This window comes from Gordonia sp. SMJS1 (genome assembly GCF_029866425.1).
Taxonomy (GTDB): domain Bacteria; phylum Actinomycetota; class Actinomycetes; order Mycobacteriales; family Mycobacteriaceae; genus Gordonia; species Gordonia hongkongensis.
The window spans coordinates 806,736-820,390 of record NZ_CP123381.1; the positions used below are offsets into that span (position 1 = coordinate 806,736).

Sequence of the window (13,655 nt, forward strand, 5' to 3'; positions counted from 1 at the left end):
ATGCGTCCTGAACTGCAGTCCTACCGTCATCTGGCGTCGGGGAAGGTCCGCGAGATCTACGAGATCGACGCCGACACCCTGCTGCTGGTGGCGTCCGACCGGATCTCGGCCTACGACCACATCCTCAGTCCCGCGATCCCCGACAAGGGGCGCATCCTCACCGCGATGAGCTTCTACTGGTTCGACGAGCTCGGCGTGCCCAACCACCTGGCCGGCGGCCCCACCGACGAACGGATCCCGGCGTCGGTCGTAGGCCGGTCGATGGTGGTCCGTCGACTGCCGATGGTGCAGGTCGAATGCGTTGCCCGCGGCTACCTGACCGGCTCGGGCCTGCTCGACTACCAGGCGACCGGGTCGGTGTGCGGCGTCGAACTGCCGGCGGGACTGGCGGAGGCGAGCAAGCTCCCCGAACCGATCTTCACGCCGGCCACCAAGGCCGAGCAGGGTGAGCACGACGAGAACATCAGTTTCGAGCGGGTCGTCGAGCAGGAGGGGGAGGAGTTGGCGCAGGCGCTACGATCGGCCACCCTCGACATCTACGCCCGCGGCGCCGCCGTCGCCGCCGAGCGCGGAATTATCTTGGCCGACACCAAATTCGAGTTCGGCCGCGGGGCCGACGGTGAACTCGTCCTGGCCGATGAGGTGCTCACCCCCGACTCGTCGCGGTACTGGGAGGCCGCCACCTACGAGGCCGGCAAGGTGCAGCCCAGCTTCGACAAGCAGATCGTGCGAAACTGGCTCACCGGTGCCGAATCCGGGTGGGACCGGGCCTCCGATGAAGCGCCGCCGCCGTTGCCCGACGACGTCGTCGACCGCACGAGGCAGCGCTATATCGATGCCTACGAATGGATCTCGCGAAAGTCCTTCGCGGACTGGCCCGACGCAGAGGTGATCTGATGACCGACGAGAAGACCATCATGAACGCAGCGCCGGTCACCGCGCCGGTGGCCAAGAAGGTGCCCACCGAACGCACCCACCACGGCGACACCTTCGTCGACGACTACGAATGGTTGCGCGACAAGGACGATCCGGAGGTCATCGCCTACCTGGAGGCGCAGAACGCCTTCACCGAATCGCACACCGCGCAGCTGGCGGACCTGCGCACGCAGATCTTCGGCGAGATCAAGAGCCGCACCAAGGAAACCGACATGTCGGTGCCCAACCGGCGCGGGCGGCACTGGTATTACGGGCGAACCCATGAGGGCAAGCAGTACTCGACATCGTGCCGCTGCCCGATCCGGTCCGAGGACGACTGGACCCCGCCAGAGGTGGGCGACGACCCGCTGCCCGGCGAGGAGATCCTGCTCGACGCCAACGTCGAGGCGGAGGGTCACGATTTCTTCAGCCTCGGGGCGCTGACCGTCAGCGACGACGGCAACTGGCTCGCCTACAGCATCGACATCGTCGGGGACGAGCGATACACCCTGCGCGTCAAGGACCTTCGCACCGGGGAACTCCTCCCCGACGAGGTCCGCGACACCTCGGGGGGTGCGGTGTGGTCGGCGGACGCCCGGCACGTCTTCTACTCGACGGTCGACGCCGCCTGGCGCCCGGACACGGTGTGGCGCCACGACATCGGTGCCGGGACGGCCGACGTCAAGGTCTTCCACGAGCCCGACGAGCGGTTCTGGGTCGGGATGGGCACCACCCGGAGCGACAAGTACCTCGTCATCGGCGTCGGGTCCAAGATCACCTCGGAGAGCTACCTGCTCGCCGCCGACGACCCGACGGGTGAATTCCGCAGCGTCGCACCGCGGGTCGACGGGGTCGAGTACAGCGTCGAGCACGCCGTCATCGGCGGCGAGGACTATCTGGTCATCGTGCACAACGAAGTCCGCGACGGGCAGAAGGCGGAGAACTTCGCCATCGACCTCGCGCCGGTCGCCGACCCGTCGGACCGTCGTCCGCTGATCGCGCACGACCCGCAACGCCGGATCGAGGACCTCGACGCCTTCGCCGACTACCTGGTCCTGTCCTACCGCCGAGATGCGTTGCCGCGTCTCGCGATCGTCGATCTGCGGCAGATCGACGGCATACCGGTCGAATCGGATTTCCGCGAGGTGACGTTCGACCAGGAACTCGGCTCCGCGGGCCTCGGCGCCAACCCGGAATGGAGTGCCCCGAGGCTCCGCATCGGATACGGCAGTTTCATCGAACCGGCGGAACTGTTCGAGCTCGACGTCGCCTCCGGCGAGCGGACCCTGCTCAAGCGGCAGCCGGTGCTCGGCGGTTACGACCCGGCCGACTACGTGCAGTCGCGGGAGTGGGCCGTTGCCGAGGACGGCACCCGGATCCCGCTGTCGGTGGTGCGGCGCAAGGAAACCGACGCCGCCAAGCCGGCGCCCCTGCTCCTCTACGGCTACGGCTCCTACGAGGCGAGTATCGACCCGTACTTCTCGGTGGCGCGACTGTCGATGCTCGATCGCGGCATGGTGTTCGTCCTGGCGCACATCCGCGGTGGTGGGGAGATGGGTCGCTACTGGTACGAGAACGGCAAGGAACTCAGCAAGCGGAACACATTCACCGACTTCGTGGCCGCGGGACGGCATCTCGTCGACACCGGGTGGACGACACCGCAGCAGATGGTCGCCGAGGGCGGGTCCGCCGGCGGATTGCTGATGGGTGCGGTCGCGAACCTCGCGCCCGAGTTGTTCAACGGGATCCTGGCGTCGGTGCCGTTCGTCGACGCGCTGAACTCGATCCTCGATCCGTCGTTGCCCCTCACGGTGATCGAGTGGGACGAGTGGGGTGACCCGCTGCACGACCCGAAGGTCTACGAGTACATGAAGACCTACACGCCGTACGAGAACGTCGACGCGAAGCCGTATCCGCCGATCCTCGCCTTGACCTCGCTCAACGACACCCGGGTGCTGTTCACCGAGGCGGCGAAATGGGTTGCGCGACTGCAGGAGAAGACCACGTCTGGCAATCCGGTACTGCTGAAAACCGAGATGTCCGCCGGCCACGGCGGCGTCAGCGGACGCTACAAGCAGTGGGAAGAGGTCGCGTTCGAGATCGCGTGGATCCTGCAGCAGTCGGGCGCGCTCGATACTCCCGCCGGTTGAGCTCACCCTTCCGCTGGTTGAGCTCACCTTCCGCTGGTTGAGCTCACCTTCCGCTGGTTGAGCTCACCCTTCCGCTGGTTGAGCTTGTCGAAACCACAAAGCCCCACCGACCCGGAAGTCGGTGGGGCTTTGGTTTGCGATCAGCAGGAGATGATCAGTGCATCATGATCGGACCGCGGTCCATGTCCTCTTCGGTGAGGGGCGACGCGATCTTCTTGCGGGGCAGGAAGAACGCGGGGATCAGGGTGAGGACGATCAGGACCACCGAGATGGTGAACGTGCTCGAGAACACGTCCGCCGCGGTCTCGAAGAACGACTCCGGCAACGGGTTCGGCACGCCCGGCGGCAGCGGATCGTCGGAGGTGTTCGCCATGATCGCCAGTCCCGCCTCGGGTCGGCTAGCCAGGCTGCTGGCCAGGATCACCGAGATGACGGCCGTACCGATCGACGTGGCCGACTGCTGGATGACGTTCAGCAGCGTCGAACCGTCCGGGACCTGCGGGTTGCTGAGGGTCGCGAGGGCCGCGGACATGATCGGCATCATCGTCATGCCCATGCCGAGACCCTGCACGAACAGCGAACCGCAGATCAGCCAGTACGAGGTCTCGGCGCCGAGGAACATGAACGTACTCAGACCCAGCACGATCAGGACGATGCCGGCGAGCACGAACTTGCCCGGACCCATCTTGTCGGTGAGACGGCCGGCGATCGGCATGGTGAGCATGGCGCCGATGCCCTGCGGGGCCAGCAGCAGACCGGCGGTCAACGTGGACTCGCCGCGCACGCCGATGAAGTACTGCGGGAACAGCAGCGCCGCACCGAAGAACGCGACCATGAACAGCACCATCGTGATGACGGAGATGCTCAGTGTGCGGTTCGCGAAGAGCCGCAGGTCGAGCAGCGGGTTCTTCTTGCGCAGGGCGTGCACGATGAAAGCGACGATCAGGATGGCACCGATGATGGTCGGCACCAGAACCGATGCCGTGACGAACGTGCGGTGCTCGGCGCTCGAGGAGATACCGAACAGGAACAACGCGAGACCCGGCGACAGGAGCAACAGACCGACGACGTCGATCGAGGGGCGGCTGGTCTCCGCGTCATCGCGCAGGACGATCCACGAGTAGACCAGGGCGATGATGCCGATCGGGACGTTGATCAGGAAGATCCAGTGCCAGCTCAGCTGCTCGATGAGGACGCCGCCGAGGATCGGGCCCGAGATCGGACCCAGGAGCATCGGGATACCGAGCACGGCCATGACCGAACCGACCCGCTCGGGACCGGCCGCCTTGGTCAGCATCATCATGCCGATCGGCATCAGCATGCCGCCGCCGAGTCCCTGGATCACGCGGAAGGCCACGAGCATGCCGATGTTCGGCGCCAGCGCGCACAACACCGAACCCACCGTGAACAGGACCAGCGAGACGAGGTAGACGCGCTTGGTGCCGAAACGCGATGCCGCCCAACTCGACAACGGGATCACCGCCGCCAGTGCGAGGGTGTAGCCGGTCGCGGTCCAGGCGGCGCCCGCGGCGTCGGTGCCGAACTCCTGCTGGAAGGTGTTCTGGGCGACCGCCACCACGGTGACGTCGAGGATCGACATGATCGCGCCGAGCACGACCACGCCGGCGACCAGCAGGACGTGGCGGTCCAGCTTGGTGTCGGGTGGGCCGTCGTGCAGGTGGCCACCTGTGGATGAGGTCATTCGCGTGTTCCTATCGGTCGGGCGAGAAATGGGCGTGCCGCGGCCATCCGCGGCAGAGAAGTCTGTGGGCTCGTTCGACCCCGTGAGGGTCGGTGGTCAGAGATCAGGGAGCGACGAGGTAGGAGAGGGGAGTCACGAGGCCTGCCGTCCGTCGGTGGGCAGACAGAAATGGTCGACGCCGTCGTCGACGATGGGACGCAGTGCCGCGCAGAGGTTGTCGCGCATGTCTGCGGGCAGGTTGGCGACGAAGTGCCGGATGGTCCCGCGCTTCACGGCCAGATGGGTCTCGAGGTAGCGCCGGCCCGCGTCGGTGAGGGATATGCGCTTGACCCGACGGTCGGACGGGTCCTCTCGACGGTCGACGAGACCTCCGGTCGCCAGCTTGTCCACCGTCCGGCCGGCGGCCGCGAGGGACAGCTGAACGCGATCGGCGATCGCGTTGACCGGCATCGGCCCGGGTTGACATGCAAGCGTGGAGAGGATCCGGAGCTGCGAGAACGTGACCTCGCTTGCCGCCAGACTCTCCAGCGCCTCGGGCCGGCTCAGATCGAGGAGCCGCTCGAGGAAGGCGTTGAGCGCCGACGACGCAGCGTTCACCGACTCGTCGGCGCCGCTGTTCGACCTGCATTCTCCGGACACCGGAAGATGCTAACCCGAATGCAACTATTGCCGAAACGCAATTAACGGTGACGTTGCGCATACCGTGGCGGCACCTGTGACCCGGGTCTCCCGAAGGCGGCGCGGGCGCCGTCTAATCTGGCAGCCATGGCCAACATCAAGGACATCCCCGTTACCGCTCTGGACGGCTCCGACGTCTCGCTGAAGGACTTCGGCGGACCGCTGCTCGTGGTGAACGTCGCCAGCAAGTGCGGCCTCACGCCGCAGTACGCCGGGCTGGAGGAACTCGCCAAGACGTACGGAGACAAGGGACTCACCGTCGTCGGAGTGCCCTGCAACCAGTTCATGGGGCAGGAGCCGGGTACCGCCGAGGAGATCGCGACCTTCTGCTCGGCGACCTACGGGGTGACCTTCCCGCTGCTGGAGAAGACCGACGTCAACGGCGAGGCGCGTCACCCGCTCTACGCCGAACTCACCCAGCACGCCGACGACGACGGGGAGGCCGGCGACATCCAGTGGAACTTCGAGAAGTTCCTCGTGAACGCCGACGGTGAGGTGGTCAACCGCTTCCGTCCGCGCACCGAGCCGACCGATCCGACGGTCGTCGCCGCCATCGAATCCGTGCTCTGAGCCGATTTGGCGCACCCGGTAAGCTGACCGGCGTGAACTGATCGGGAGAACACCGGTCAGGCGACAACCGACCAGCAGACATTGAGGAGCGGTCCATGGCGCGAGTGGTGGTCGACGTGATGCCCAAAGCCGAGATTCTCGACCCGCAGGGGCAGGCCATCGTCGGCGCCCTGGGCCGGCTCGGGTTCAGTGGGATCGGCGACGTCCGTCAGGGCAAGCGCTTCGAGCTCGAGGTCGACGACACGGTCGACGACACGACGCTCGAGCGCATCGCCGAGGAGTTGCTGACCAACACCGTCATCGAGAACTTCAACGTCTCGCGCGTCGCGGAGTAGAGAGCAGCACATGACAGCACGAATCGGGGTCATCACCTTCCCCGGCACCCTCGACGACGTCGACGCCGCCCGCGCGGTCCGGCTGGCCGGCGCCGAGCCGGTCGCCCTGTGGCACGGCGACGCCGACCTGAAGGGCGTCGACGCGATCATCGTCCCCGGCGGATTCTCCTACGGCGACTACCTGCGCGCGGGGGCCATCGCCCGCTTCGCCCCGGTGATGGGATCGGTCGTCGAGGCCGCCGGCAAGGGGATGCCGATCTTGGGAATCTGCAACGGTTTCCAGGTGCTCTGTGAGGCCGGGCTGCTGCCGGGCGCGCTGACCCGCAACGAGGGCCTGCACTTCATCTGCCGGGACGAGTGGCTGCGCGTCGAGTCGAACACCACGGCCTGGACGACCCGCTTCGAGCAGGGTGCGGAGATCCTCATCCCGCTCAAGTCCGGCGAGGGACGTTACGTGGCCTCGCAGCGCAAGCTCGAGGAGCTCGAGGGTGAGGGACTCGTCGTGTTCCGGTTCCCGGAGCGGAACCCGAACGGCTCGTCCCTCGACATCGCCGGTATCTCGAGTCCGAACGGGCGGATCGTCGGCCTGATGCCGCATCCCGAGCACGCCACGGAGCCGCTCACCGGACCCAGCGACGACGGCCTCGGCCTGTTCTACTCGGCGATCGACTCGGTCCTCCCCTCGGCGTGAATGCGCGTTCGTCGATGAGTGCGTCCGCCAGGATTCCGACCAGCGCGACCGCACGCGGCCTCGGCGAGTTCGTCGACGCCTCGCCGTCGCCGTTCCACGTCTGCGCGACGGTGGCCCGCGAACTCGAAAGTGCCGGGTACACAAGGCTGTTCGAGGATCAGCCGTGGGCGGACGCCGGCCTCGACGCCCCGTCGGCGCGGCACTACGTCATCCGTGGCGGCTCGATCATCGCCTGGGAGACCGGGCAGACCGGCGCCTTCCGCATCGTCGGCGGACACACCGACAGCCCGAACCTGCGGCTCAAGCAGCATCCCGACCGCTCGTCGGCCGGGGTCGCGATGGTCGCGCTCGAACCCTACGGCGGCGCCTGGCTCAATTCCTGGCTCGACCGCGATCTCGGCCTCTCCGGCCGCCTCGCGTACCGATCGGGGAACTCGGTGGCGCACACGCTGGTTCATGTGACCGAACCGGTGGTGCGGGTACCCCAACTCGCCATCCACCTGTCCGAGGACCGGAAGGGCGTGTCGCTCGATCCGCAGCGGCACGTCAACGCGATGTGGGGGATCGGCGACGACGTCCCCGACGTCCTCGGCTGGGTGTCGGAGTACGCGGGCATCGACCCGGACGCGCTCCTCGGCTGGGAACTCATGACCCACGACGTCGCGCCGTCGGCGATCATCGGAGCCGACGGAAACCTGCTCAGCGCACCGCGATTGGACAACCAGGGCACCTGCTACACGGGTCTGCGCGCACTGCTCGACGCCGGTTCATCGGCGCACACGAAGATGCTGGTGCTGTTCGACCACGAGGAAGTCGGCAGCGGTTCCGAGCGCGGTGCCGCTTCGGACTTCCTGGGGTCGATCTGCGAACGAATCGTGCTCGCGCGCGGCGGATCACGCGCGGACTTCCTCCAGACGATGGCCGCGAGCATCTGCCTGTCCGGCGACATGGCCCACGCGACCCACCCGAACTATCCCGAGCGCCACGAACCCGGGCACCGCATCTCGATCGGCGGCGGACCGGTGCTGAAGGTCAACCAGAACCTGCGCTATGCGTCGGATGCGGTGGGAGAGGCCGTCTTCGCGCTCGCGTGCGACGCCGCGGGCGTCCCCATGCAGCGATATGTCCATCGCGCGGATCTGCCGTGCGGGTCGACGATCGGGCCCATCACGGCGTCACGCACGGGCCTCACCACGATCGACGTCGGTGCGCCGCAGCTCGCGATGCACTCGGCGCGCGAGCTCATGGGTGCCGACGACGTGCCGATGTATTCGGCTGCGCTGCAAGCGTTTCTGACGCAGGGCTAGGAACGACGCGCGAGTCGACGAGCGCCCCTGAGGAGCGAGCTTGCGAGCGCCTCACCTCGCTCCCTGAGGAGCGAGCTTGCGAGGAGCGTCTCACCTCGCTCCCTGAGGAGCGAGCTTGCGAGTGCCTCACCTCGCTCCCTGAGGAGCGAGCTTGCGAGCGTCACGAAGGGTCTCGCAAGCCCAGTCGCCGGACCCTTCGTGGCTCGTCGCTTGCGCTCCTCGCACCTCAGGGAGCGGTGGTGGGCGTTCCTCGACTTCAGGGAGCGGTGGTGGGCGTTCCTCGATCAGGGAGCGGTGGTGGGCGTTCCTCGACTTCAGGGAGCGGTGGTGGGCGCTCCTCGACTTGTGGGAGCGGTGGTGGGTGCTCCCCGACTTCAAACCGGTGGTGGGCGCTCCCTGCATTTGTAAGTGGCGCGAGCGTCGCCTACCGCTCCCTGAGGAGCGCCCGGAGCTTGCGGAGGGCGCGTCACGAAGGGTCCTGGTGAGGTAGCGGGATCAGTATTCGCGGGCGAACCCGAGGACCTTGTTCACGTACTCCATCGAGTTGTTGTACCGCAGGACAGCGGTCACCAACGAGGACGAGTCCCGCAGGTCGAGATCGTCGTCGCACAGGTAGTTCGCGGTGGTCAGCGCGGCGTCGAAGATGTTCTGCGGGTCGGACTTGCCGTCACCGTTGCCGTCGGCGGCGTACATCTTCCACGTCGACGGCAGGAATTGCATCGGGCCGACCGCGCGGTCGTAGACCGGGTCGCCGTCGAGTTCGCCGCCGTCGGTGTCACCGATGACCTGGTTGCCGGCGAGGGAGCCGTCGAGGCGCGGACCGAAGATCGCGCTGCGCAGGACGCCGTCGGGGTTCACGTTGCCCTGGTCGGCGTGGTGGGACTCGACCCGGCCGATCCCGGCGATGACCTTCCAGTCGATGCCGCAGCGCGGGTGGGTGCTCGTGACGGACTTCGCGGCCGCCTCATACGCGTCGTAGTTGGTCACCGGGACCGCACCGGTCGTCACGCTCGCCGGACGGACCGGCGGCGGCGGCGGGGGAGTGGGTGCCAGTGGGTGTGCCTTCACAGCCGGTGTCACGGACGGTGGCGTGGTCGGGGCCTCGGACGTCACCTGCGGCGCGGACACCGGCGTGGGGGCCAGCGTGTTGCCGGAGAGTTCGGCCCCGGCGGTCGCCGCGCCGGCCAGAACGCCCACCGGTAGCAGAGCGGTGGCCCACAACGGTGTGCGTGACCTCTTCCGTGGCTTGGAGTGCTTACCCAAAACTGATCGACCTCGCGTGTACATCTCGTGGTTCGTGGTTGCGGAACCGAGCCGACCGTACACGCGGCCGTGAGCAAAGCGTTACCTTGTCGTGATCAATTCAGGTCTGGACACCACCACCGATTTGTGTCTTTGCAGGTGAGGCCGGAAGCTCGGCCCGGCATGTGAAACGGCCCACAAAGGGGATTGAGACCCTCGGGTTAACGGGAAGACCGGGGTCAATTCGGGCGGAGCATCGACAGGGTGCTGCCTTCGCTGACGACGATGTATCCGTCGACGACCCGCACGAGTCCGGGGGAAGACAGGCCGCGCTCCCAGGCCGCGGTGTTCGCCGGGGTGAGCCCGGTCAGCAGGCCCTGGTTGACGACGACCATGGTGGTGCCGCTGGACCCGACGCACCGCGGGTTGGCGAGGATCGGCTGCTGCGGTCCCGGCGGCGGTCCGCTGCCGATGTGCGTGCCGTCGGCGAGCGCGTAGGTCGTCCGCGAACCGTCCAGGCGACCGAAGTTCACGAGGGACCCGCACGCGATGGCATTGGCCTTGGACAGTTCACCGTCGCGGATCTGCCACAGTGCCCCCGGACGTGCCGGGTCGCGGACCTCGTACTGCCCCTCGGCGGCGAAGACCAGGTTCGCCGCGTTCAGGACCGGGAGGGTCGACGGCCCGGGCAGCACGCTCAGACCGTCGGCCTCGGCGACCGGATCGGCGTCCACCCGGCCGTTGACGGTGGCGTAGGTGACCACCTTCTCCTCGCCGTGCGTCTGGTGGTCGACGGTCACCCCGGTCGGGTAGAGCTTGATGCTGCACTGATCGCAACCGATGCGGTCCTCACCGGTGGCGGGGTTGACCAGGTGTTCGCTCGCGTCGGCGGTCCTGATGACCACGGTGTCGCCGGTGACCTCGATACCGACGACCGGTGCCGCGAAGGTCCGAGCCCAGATGCCGTTGCCGGCCGGTGTGTTCAGGGTGACCTGGTGCCCGACCCGGTTGACGCGCAGGAAGTTGTTGCCGAGGCCCTCCACCGATTTGGTGTCCAGGTATTCGGCGGTGCGGGTCGGGATGCCGGCGTCGTCGACGAGGTAGAAGCCGTCCTCGAGTGGGGTGCCGAGCTGTACCGCGCAACCGACCTGGCCGGCTTCGTTGACCGCGCAGTCGCCCTGCCCCGCGTTGATGGGGCTGTCCCACAGCAGGTTTCCCGATCGCCGGTCCACCATCACGAACGAGCGCCCCAGCCCGGAGGGGTAGGTGATGAGCCATCCCTCGTCGGAGGTGTCGGCGATCTCGATGGTGACCTCGCCGGAGTAGTCCGGTAGATCCTCCTGCCCGACGATCGTCCAGGCGGTCCCCGGTTCGCGTTCGTAGCCGCGCAGCTCGCCGTAGGCGTAGTCGCCGTCGTCGGTCTGGGCGGTGCCGCTCGCCAGCACCACGCCGCCGGTCACGACCAGCGCGGCGCACAGGGCGAAGACGACGGTCCCGATGCCGAAGGGCAGACGCGCGGACAGGGCCCGGACGCGGGAGCGAGAGGACATGGGTAAGAGTCAACCATGACGGTGGTGGCCGCTCCGGAGCCGGGAGCCGGACGGTGGAGCAGGAATTTCGCCGGTCCGATCATGGTTTTCGCGCCCGCAGGGCACTGGACTGTTCCCATGGACCTGTTGCGTGAAGTGTTGGTGACCCTGACGGTCGTGACCACCGGCCTCAGCGCCGGCGTACTGGCGGGGTTCGGGTATGCCGTGATCCCCGGCCTGACCCGGGCCGGCGCCGACGTCGCGGTCGCGGCGATGCAGCGGATGAACAGCGCGATCCTCAACCCGCTGTTCGCGGTGATCTTCGGCGGCGGCGTGGTGTTCGGCGCGCTGACCGTCTGGGTCTCGTGGGGTTCTGGGCTCCGATGGTGGGTCCTGACCGCGACGGTCCTGACCGCGCTCGGTGTCGTCATCACGATGGTCGTCAACGTCCCGGCCAATGACCGCCTCGACGCCGCGGGTGTTGTCCGCGGCGACGAGGCGGTGCGGGTCTGGACGCGGTTCACCGCCGTCTGGGTGCCGTGGAACATCGTGCGGTCCGTGCTGACCACCGCTGCGGCGGCGGTGCTCGTCGTCGGGTTGACCGTGGGGTGACTCAGAACAACTGACCGAGGTAGAACTGAGCGCCCTGGTCGTCGGTGCACCGCGCCGAGATGCCGTAAGGGGCCGCGTTCGGTTCCTCGAGCACCGTGCCGCCCGCGGCCCGGACACGTTCGACCGTGGCCACGACGTCGTCGGTCGTCCACATCGGCACCGCCACCGAGCTCTCGGCGCCGCCCGCGAGCCCGACCTGCGGTCGCGAGTCGTCGACCTCCCAGCCGTCGTCGATGCGTCCGCCGTGGAACGTCCAGCCGAGGACCGATCCGTAGAACGCGCGGAAGCGTCCGCTGTCGGGCGTCAGCACCGTCAGGTAGGTCATGGCCCCGGGATCGCGCGGGTGTGCCTGCGGCCGTTCGTCGGCGGGGTTCGCGGCGTAGACCGCGAACCGGACGCCCTGATCGTCGACGGCGTCGACCAGGCGATGACCGTCGGGACTCGAACCGAACTCGCCCCGCCCGCCCGCTGCGACGATGCGCTCATGTGCGGCCTCGAGATCGTCGACGGCGTACGCGCAGAAGATCGTCGGTGCGCCGTCGGTCTCGAAGATGCCGAGGCGATGGCCGACGTTGGTGACGCGTCGGCCCTCGGCGTCGAACTCCCAGCCCAGGACGTCGGCGTAGAAGCGTCGGGCGCGGACGGCGTCGGGGGTGTTCAGCGACATGTAACCGATGTCGCCCTGATGGACCATCTCGGTACCCACGGTCTTCGACGGTCCACTCAGCATCCAGCGGTGGCCGAACGGGTCGACGATCACCGCGGTGCGGGTGCCGTGGGCTTCGTACGGCTCTCGGGTCACCGCGGCTCCCGCGCGGGCGGCCGACGCGACCGCGTCGTCGGTGTCGTCGACGGCGACCATCAGGCTGACCGAGACCTGTCCGGGTGCGGGCGCCCGGAGTCCGAGGTCCGGGAACTCGGCGGCGAGATAAACGGCGCCGCCGCCCAGTTCGAGTTCGGCGTGACCGATCACGCCGTCGGACATCACGATCGGCTCGCCGCGCAGCCGGGCGCCGAGCGTGTCGACGTACCAGTCGATCGCGGCCTGCGGTTCGGCGACGACGAGATACGGGAGGGCGCCGGGGCGTTCGACCGTCGGTTCCGGTCGGGCGGGCGCCTCGGTCCGGACGGTCTCGGTTGCGTCGAGTTGTGTTGCGGTGGCCATGACGACTCCTTCGGGTAGGGTCGCCCCGCGCTCGAGGCGGTCCCGCAGCGCGGCGGCGAAATCCAGGTCGGGACGGACCGGATCGTCGAAGCCCGGCGTGCGCGCTGCGTTCAGGACGTGCAGCGGATCTCGTGCTGCGTCGAAGCGCGAGCTGTTCCGGGTGCTCATGCGTGACCTCCTCTCCCGCTGGGCTGGGGTTGTGTTTCGGGGTAGGCGGCGCGGAACGCCCGCTTGGCCCTGGTGAGAAGCGCCTCGGTGGCGCCGACCGTGCGGCCCAAAATCTCCGCGCACTCGCCGACGGGGAGATCGTCGACATAGCGCAGCGTCAGCACCGAACGGTGGATCGGCGACAACTGGCCGAGCGTGTGATGGGCGACCATCCGGTCGAGTTCGGTGTCCCACGGGTCGTCCCCGTGGTCGGGCAGGTCGTCGACCGGTTCCGGCGTGCGCTGTGCACGTCGCCAGTGGTCGGCGAGCTTGTGCCGGGCGATCCCGATGAGCCACGGAGTGGTCGGTTCGGTGTCGCGGCGTCGTCGGACGGAGTCCATGGCGGCCAGGAAGGTCTCCGAGGTGACGTCCTCGGCGGTACGACGATCCGTGCAGCGCCGCACGACGAAGCCGTACACCTCCGGCAGTGCCTGGTCGTAGACCGCCAGCAATCCCTCTGGTCCCCGGGCCGAAGAAACCGGTTGGTCGCTGCTCACATCTCTATCGTCGCGGCCGGACCCGATGATCCGACGCCCGTGGCGAAAAAAACTC

Annotated in this window: 13 protein-coding genes; 7 read left to right on the forward strand and 6 right to left on the reverse strand. The window is 68.0% G+C overall.

Going from position 1 to position 13,655, the window contains the following annotated elements; translation table 11 throughout:
- Both QAD21_RS03780 and QAD21_RS03785 read left to right on the forward strand, forming a co-directional pair.
- Positions 1 to 897, forward strand: a complete 897-nt coding sequence (locus tag QAD21_RS03780) for a phosphoribosylaminoimidazolesuccinocarboxamide synthase (protein WP_137810234.1) — start codon at positions 1 to 3, stop codon at positions 895 to 897.
- The gene (locus QAD21_RS03785; protein ID WP_280360548.1) at positions 897 to 3,065 is read left to right on the forward strand and encodes a S9 family peptidase; all 2,169 of its coding nucleotides are present in this window, start codon (positions 897 to 899) and stop codon (positions 3,063 to 3,065) included. Before QAD21_RS03780 ends, QAD21_RS03785 begins: the two co-directional genes overlap by 1 nt.
- A 154-nt stretch (positions 3,066 to 3,219) precedes the next feature.
- Here QAD21_RS03785 and QAD21_RS03790 read toward each other — a convergent pair whose 3' ends face one another.
- Complete coding sequence (locus QAD21_RS03790; RefSeq protein ID WP_280360549.1) at positions 3,220 to 4,767, reverse strand: DHA2 family efflux MFS transporter permease subunit; 1,548 nt, start codon at positions 4,765 to 4,767, stop codon at positions 3,220 to 3,222.
- 132 nt (positions 4,768 to 4,899) lie between these two features.
- Positions 4,900 to 5,406: a MarR family transcriptional regulator gene (locus QAD21_RS03795; RefSeq protein ID WP_159370083.1), complete on the reverse strand. Its 507-nt coding sequence runs from the start codon at positions 5,404 to 5,406 to the stop codon at positions 4,900 to 4,902.
- Positions 5,407 to 5,532: 126 nt separating this feature from the next.
- On the opposite strand from QAD21_RS03795, the gene QAD21_RS03800 reads away from it, so the two are divergent.
- The 4 genes from QAD21_RS03800 to QAD21_RS03815 all read left to right on the forward strand — a co-directional run bounded on the left by QAD21_RS03800 (position 5,533) and on the right by QAD21_RS03815 (position 8,348).
- A complete protein-coding gene (locus tag QAD21_RS03800; protein ID WP_159370084.1) occupies positions 5,533 to 6,015 on the forward strand; it encodes a glutathione peroxidase in 483 nt (160 codons plus the stop codon).
- Between the two features lie 95 nt (positions 6,016 to 6,110).
- Positions 6,111 to 6,350, forward strand: coding sequence for a phosphoribosylformylglycinamidine synthase subunit PurS (gene purS / locus QAD21_RS03805; RefSeq protein ID WP_010844201.1), 240 nt, complete (start codon positions 6,111 to 6,113; stop codon positions 6,348 to 6,350).
- Between the two features lie 10 nt (positions 6,351 to 6,360).
- Positions 6,361 to 7,041 carry a phosphoribosylformylglycinamidine synthase subunit PurQ gene (purQ, locus tag QAD21_RS03810; RefSeq protein WP_280360550.1) on the forward strand — a complete coding sequence of 227 codons (681 nt, stop codon included), beginning with the start codon at positions 6,361 to 6,363 and terminating at the stop codon, positions 7,039 to 7,041.
- Positions 7,042 to 7,055: 14 nt separating this feature from the next.
- The gene (locus QAD21_RS03815) at positions 7,056 to 8,348 is read left to right on the forward strand and encodes a M18 family aminopeptidase (protein WP_280360551.1); all 1,293 of its coding nucleotides are present in this window, start codon (positions 7,056 to 7,058) and stop codon (positions 8,346 to 8,348) included.
- 495 nt (positions 8,349 to 8,843) lie between these two features.
- Here the strand turns inward: QAD21_RS03815 and QAD21_RS03820 are convergent, their stop codons facing one another.
- Both QAD21_RS03820 and QAD21_RS03825 read right to left on the reverse strand, forming a co-directional pair.
- Positions 8,844 to 9,611 (reverse strand): lytic murein transglycosylase, encoded by a 768-nt coding sequence (locus tag QAD21_RS03820; RefSeq protein WP_280360552.1) that lies wholly within the window; start codon positions 9,609 to 9,611, stop codon positions 8,844 to 8,846.
- A gap of 218 nt (positions 9,612 to 9,829) precedes the next feature.
- Positions 9,830 to 11,140: a PQQ-binding-like beta-propeller repeat protein gene (locus tag QAD21_RS03825; RefSeq protein ID WP_137810228.1), complete on the reverse strand. Its 1,311-nt coding sequence runs from the start codon at positions 11,138 to 11,140 to the stop codon at positions 9,830 to 9,832.
- 117 nt (positions 11,141 to 11,257) lie between these two features.
- Between QAD21_RS03825 and QAD21_RS03830 the strand changes: the two genes are divergently transcribed.
- Entirely contained in the window at positions 11,258 to 11,731 is a 474-nt protein-coding gene (locus QAD21_RS03830; protein WP_165630580.1) for an anthrone oxygenase family protein, read from the forward strand.
- A gap of 1 nt (position 11,732) precedes the next feature.
- Here QAD21_RS03830 and QAD21_RS03835 read toward each other — a convergent pair whose 3' ends face one another.
- Together QAD21_RS03835 and QAD21_RS03840 are read right to left on the reverse strand one after the other, a co-directional pair.
- Entirely contained in the window at positions 11,733 to 13,064 is a 1,332-nt protein-coding gene (locus QAD21_RS03835; RefSeq protein ID WP_280360553.1) for a VOC family protein, read from the reverse strand.
- On the reverse strand, positions 13,061 to 13,600 hold the full coding sequence (locus tag QAD21_RS03840; protein ID WP_175404299.1) for an RNA polymerase sigma factor: 540 nt from the start codon (positions 13,598 to 13,600) through the stop codon (positions 13,061 to 13,063). Before QAD21_RS03840 ends, QAD21_RS03835 begins: the two co-directional genes overlap by 4 nt.
- Positions 13,601 to 13,655 lie beyond the last annotated feature (55 nt).

Coding starts and splice junctions, on each gene's coding strand:
- QAD21_RS03835 (WP_280360553.1), bottom strand. CDS start 13,064: ATGAGCACCCGGAACAGCTCGCGCTTCGACGCAGCACGAGATCCGCTG.
- QAD21_RS03780 (WP_137810234.1), top strand. CDS start 1: ATGCGTCCTGAACTGCAGTCCTACCGTCATCTGGCGTCGGGGAAGGTC.
- purS (WP_010844201.1), top strand. CDS start 6,111: ATGGCGCGAGTGGTGGTCGACGTGATGCCCAAAGCCGAGATTCTCGAC.
- QAD21_RS03830 (WP_165630580.1), top strand. CDS start 11,258: ATGGACCTGTTGCGTGAAGTGTTGGTGACCCTGACGGTCGTGACCACC.
- QAD21_RS03815 (WP_280360551.1), top strand. CDS start 7,056: ATGAGTGCGTCCGCCAGGATTCCGACCAGCGCGACCGCACGCGGCCTC.
- QAD21_RS03785 (WP_280360548.1), top strand. CDS start 897: ATGACCGACGAGAAGACCATCATGAACGCAGCGCCGGTCACCGCGCCG.
- QAD21_RS03825 (WP_137810228.1), bottom strand. CDS start 11,140: ATGTCCTCTCGCTCCCGCGTCCGGGCCCTGTCCGCGCGTCTGCCCTTC.
- QAD21_RS03790 (WP_280360549.1), bottom strand. CDS start 4,767: ATGACCTCATCCACAGGTGGCCACCTGCACGACGGCCCACCCGACACC.
- purQ (WP_280360550.1), top strand. CDS start 6,361: ATGACAGCACGAATCGGGGTCATCACCTTCCCCGGCACCCTCGACGAC.
- QAD21_RS03800 (WP_159370084.1), top strand. CDS start 5,533: ATGGCCAACATCAAGGACATCCCCGTTACCGCTCTGGACGGCTCCGAC.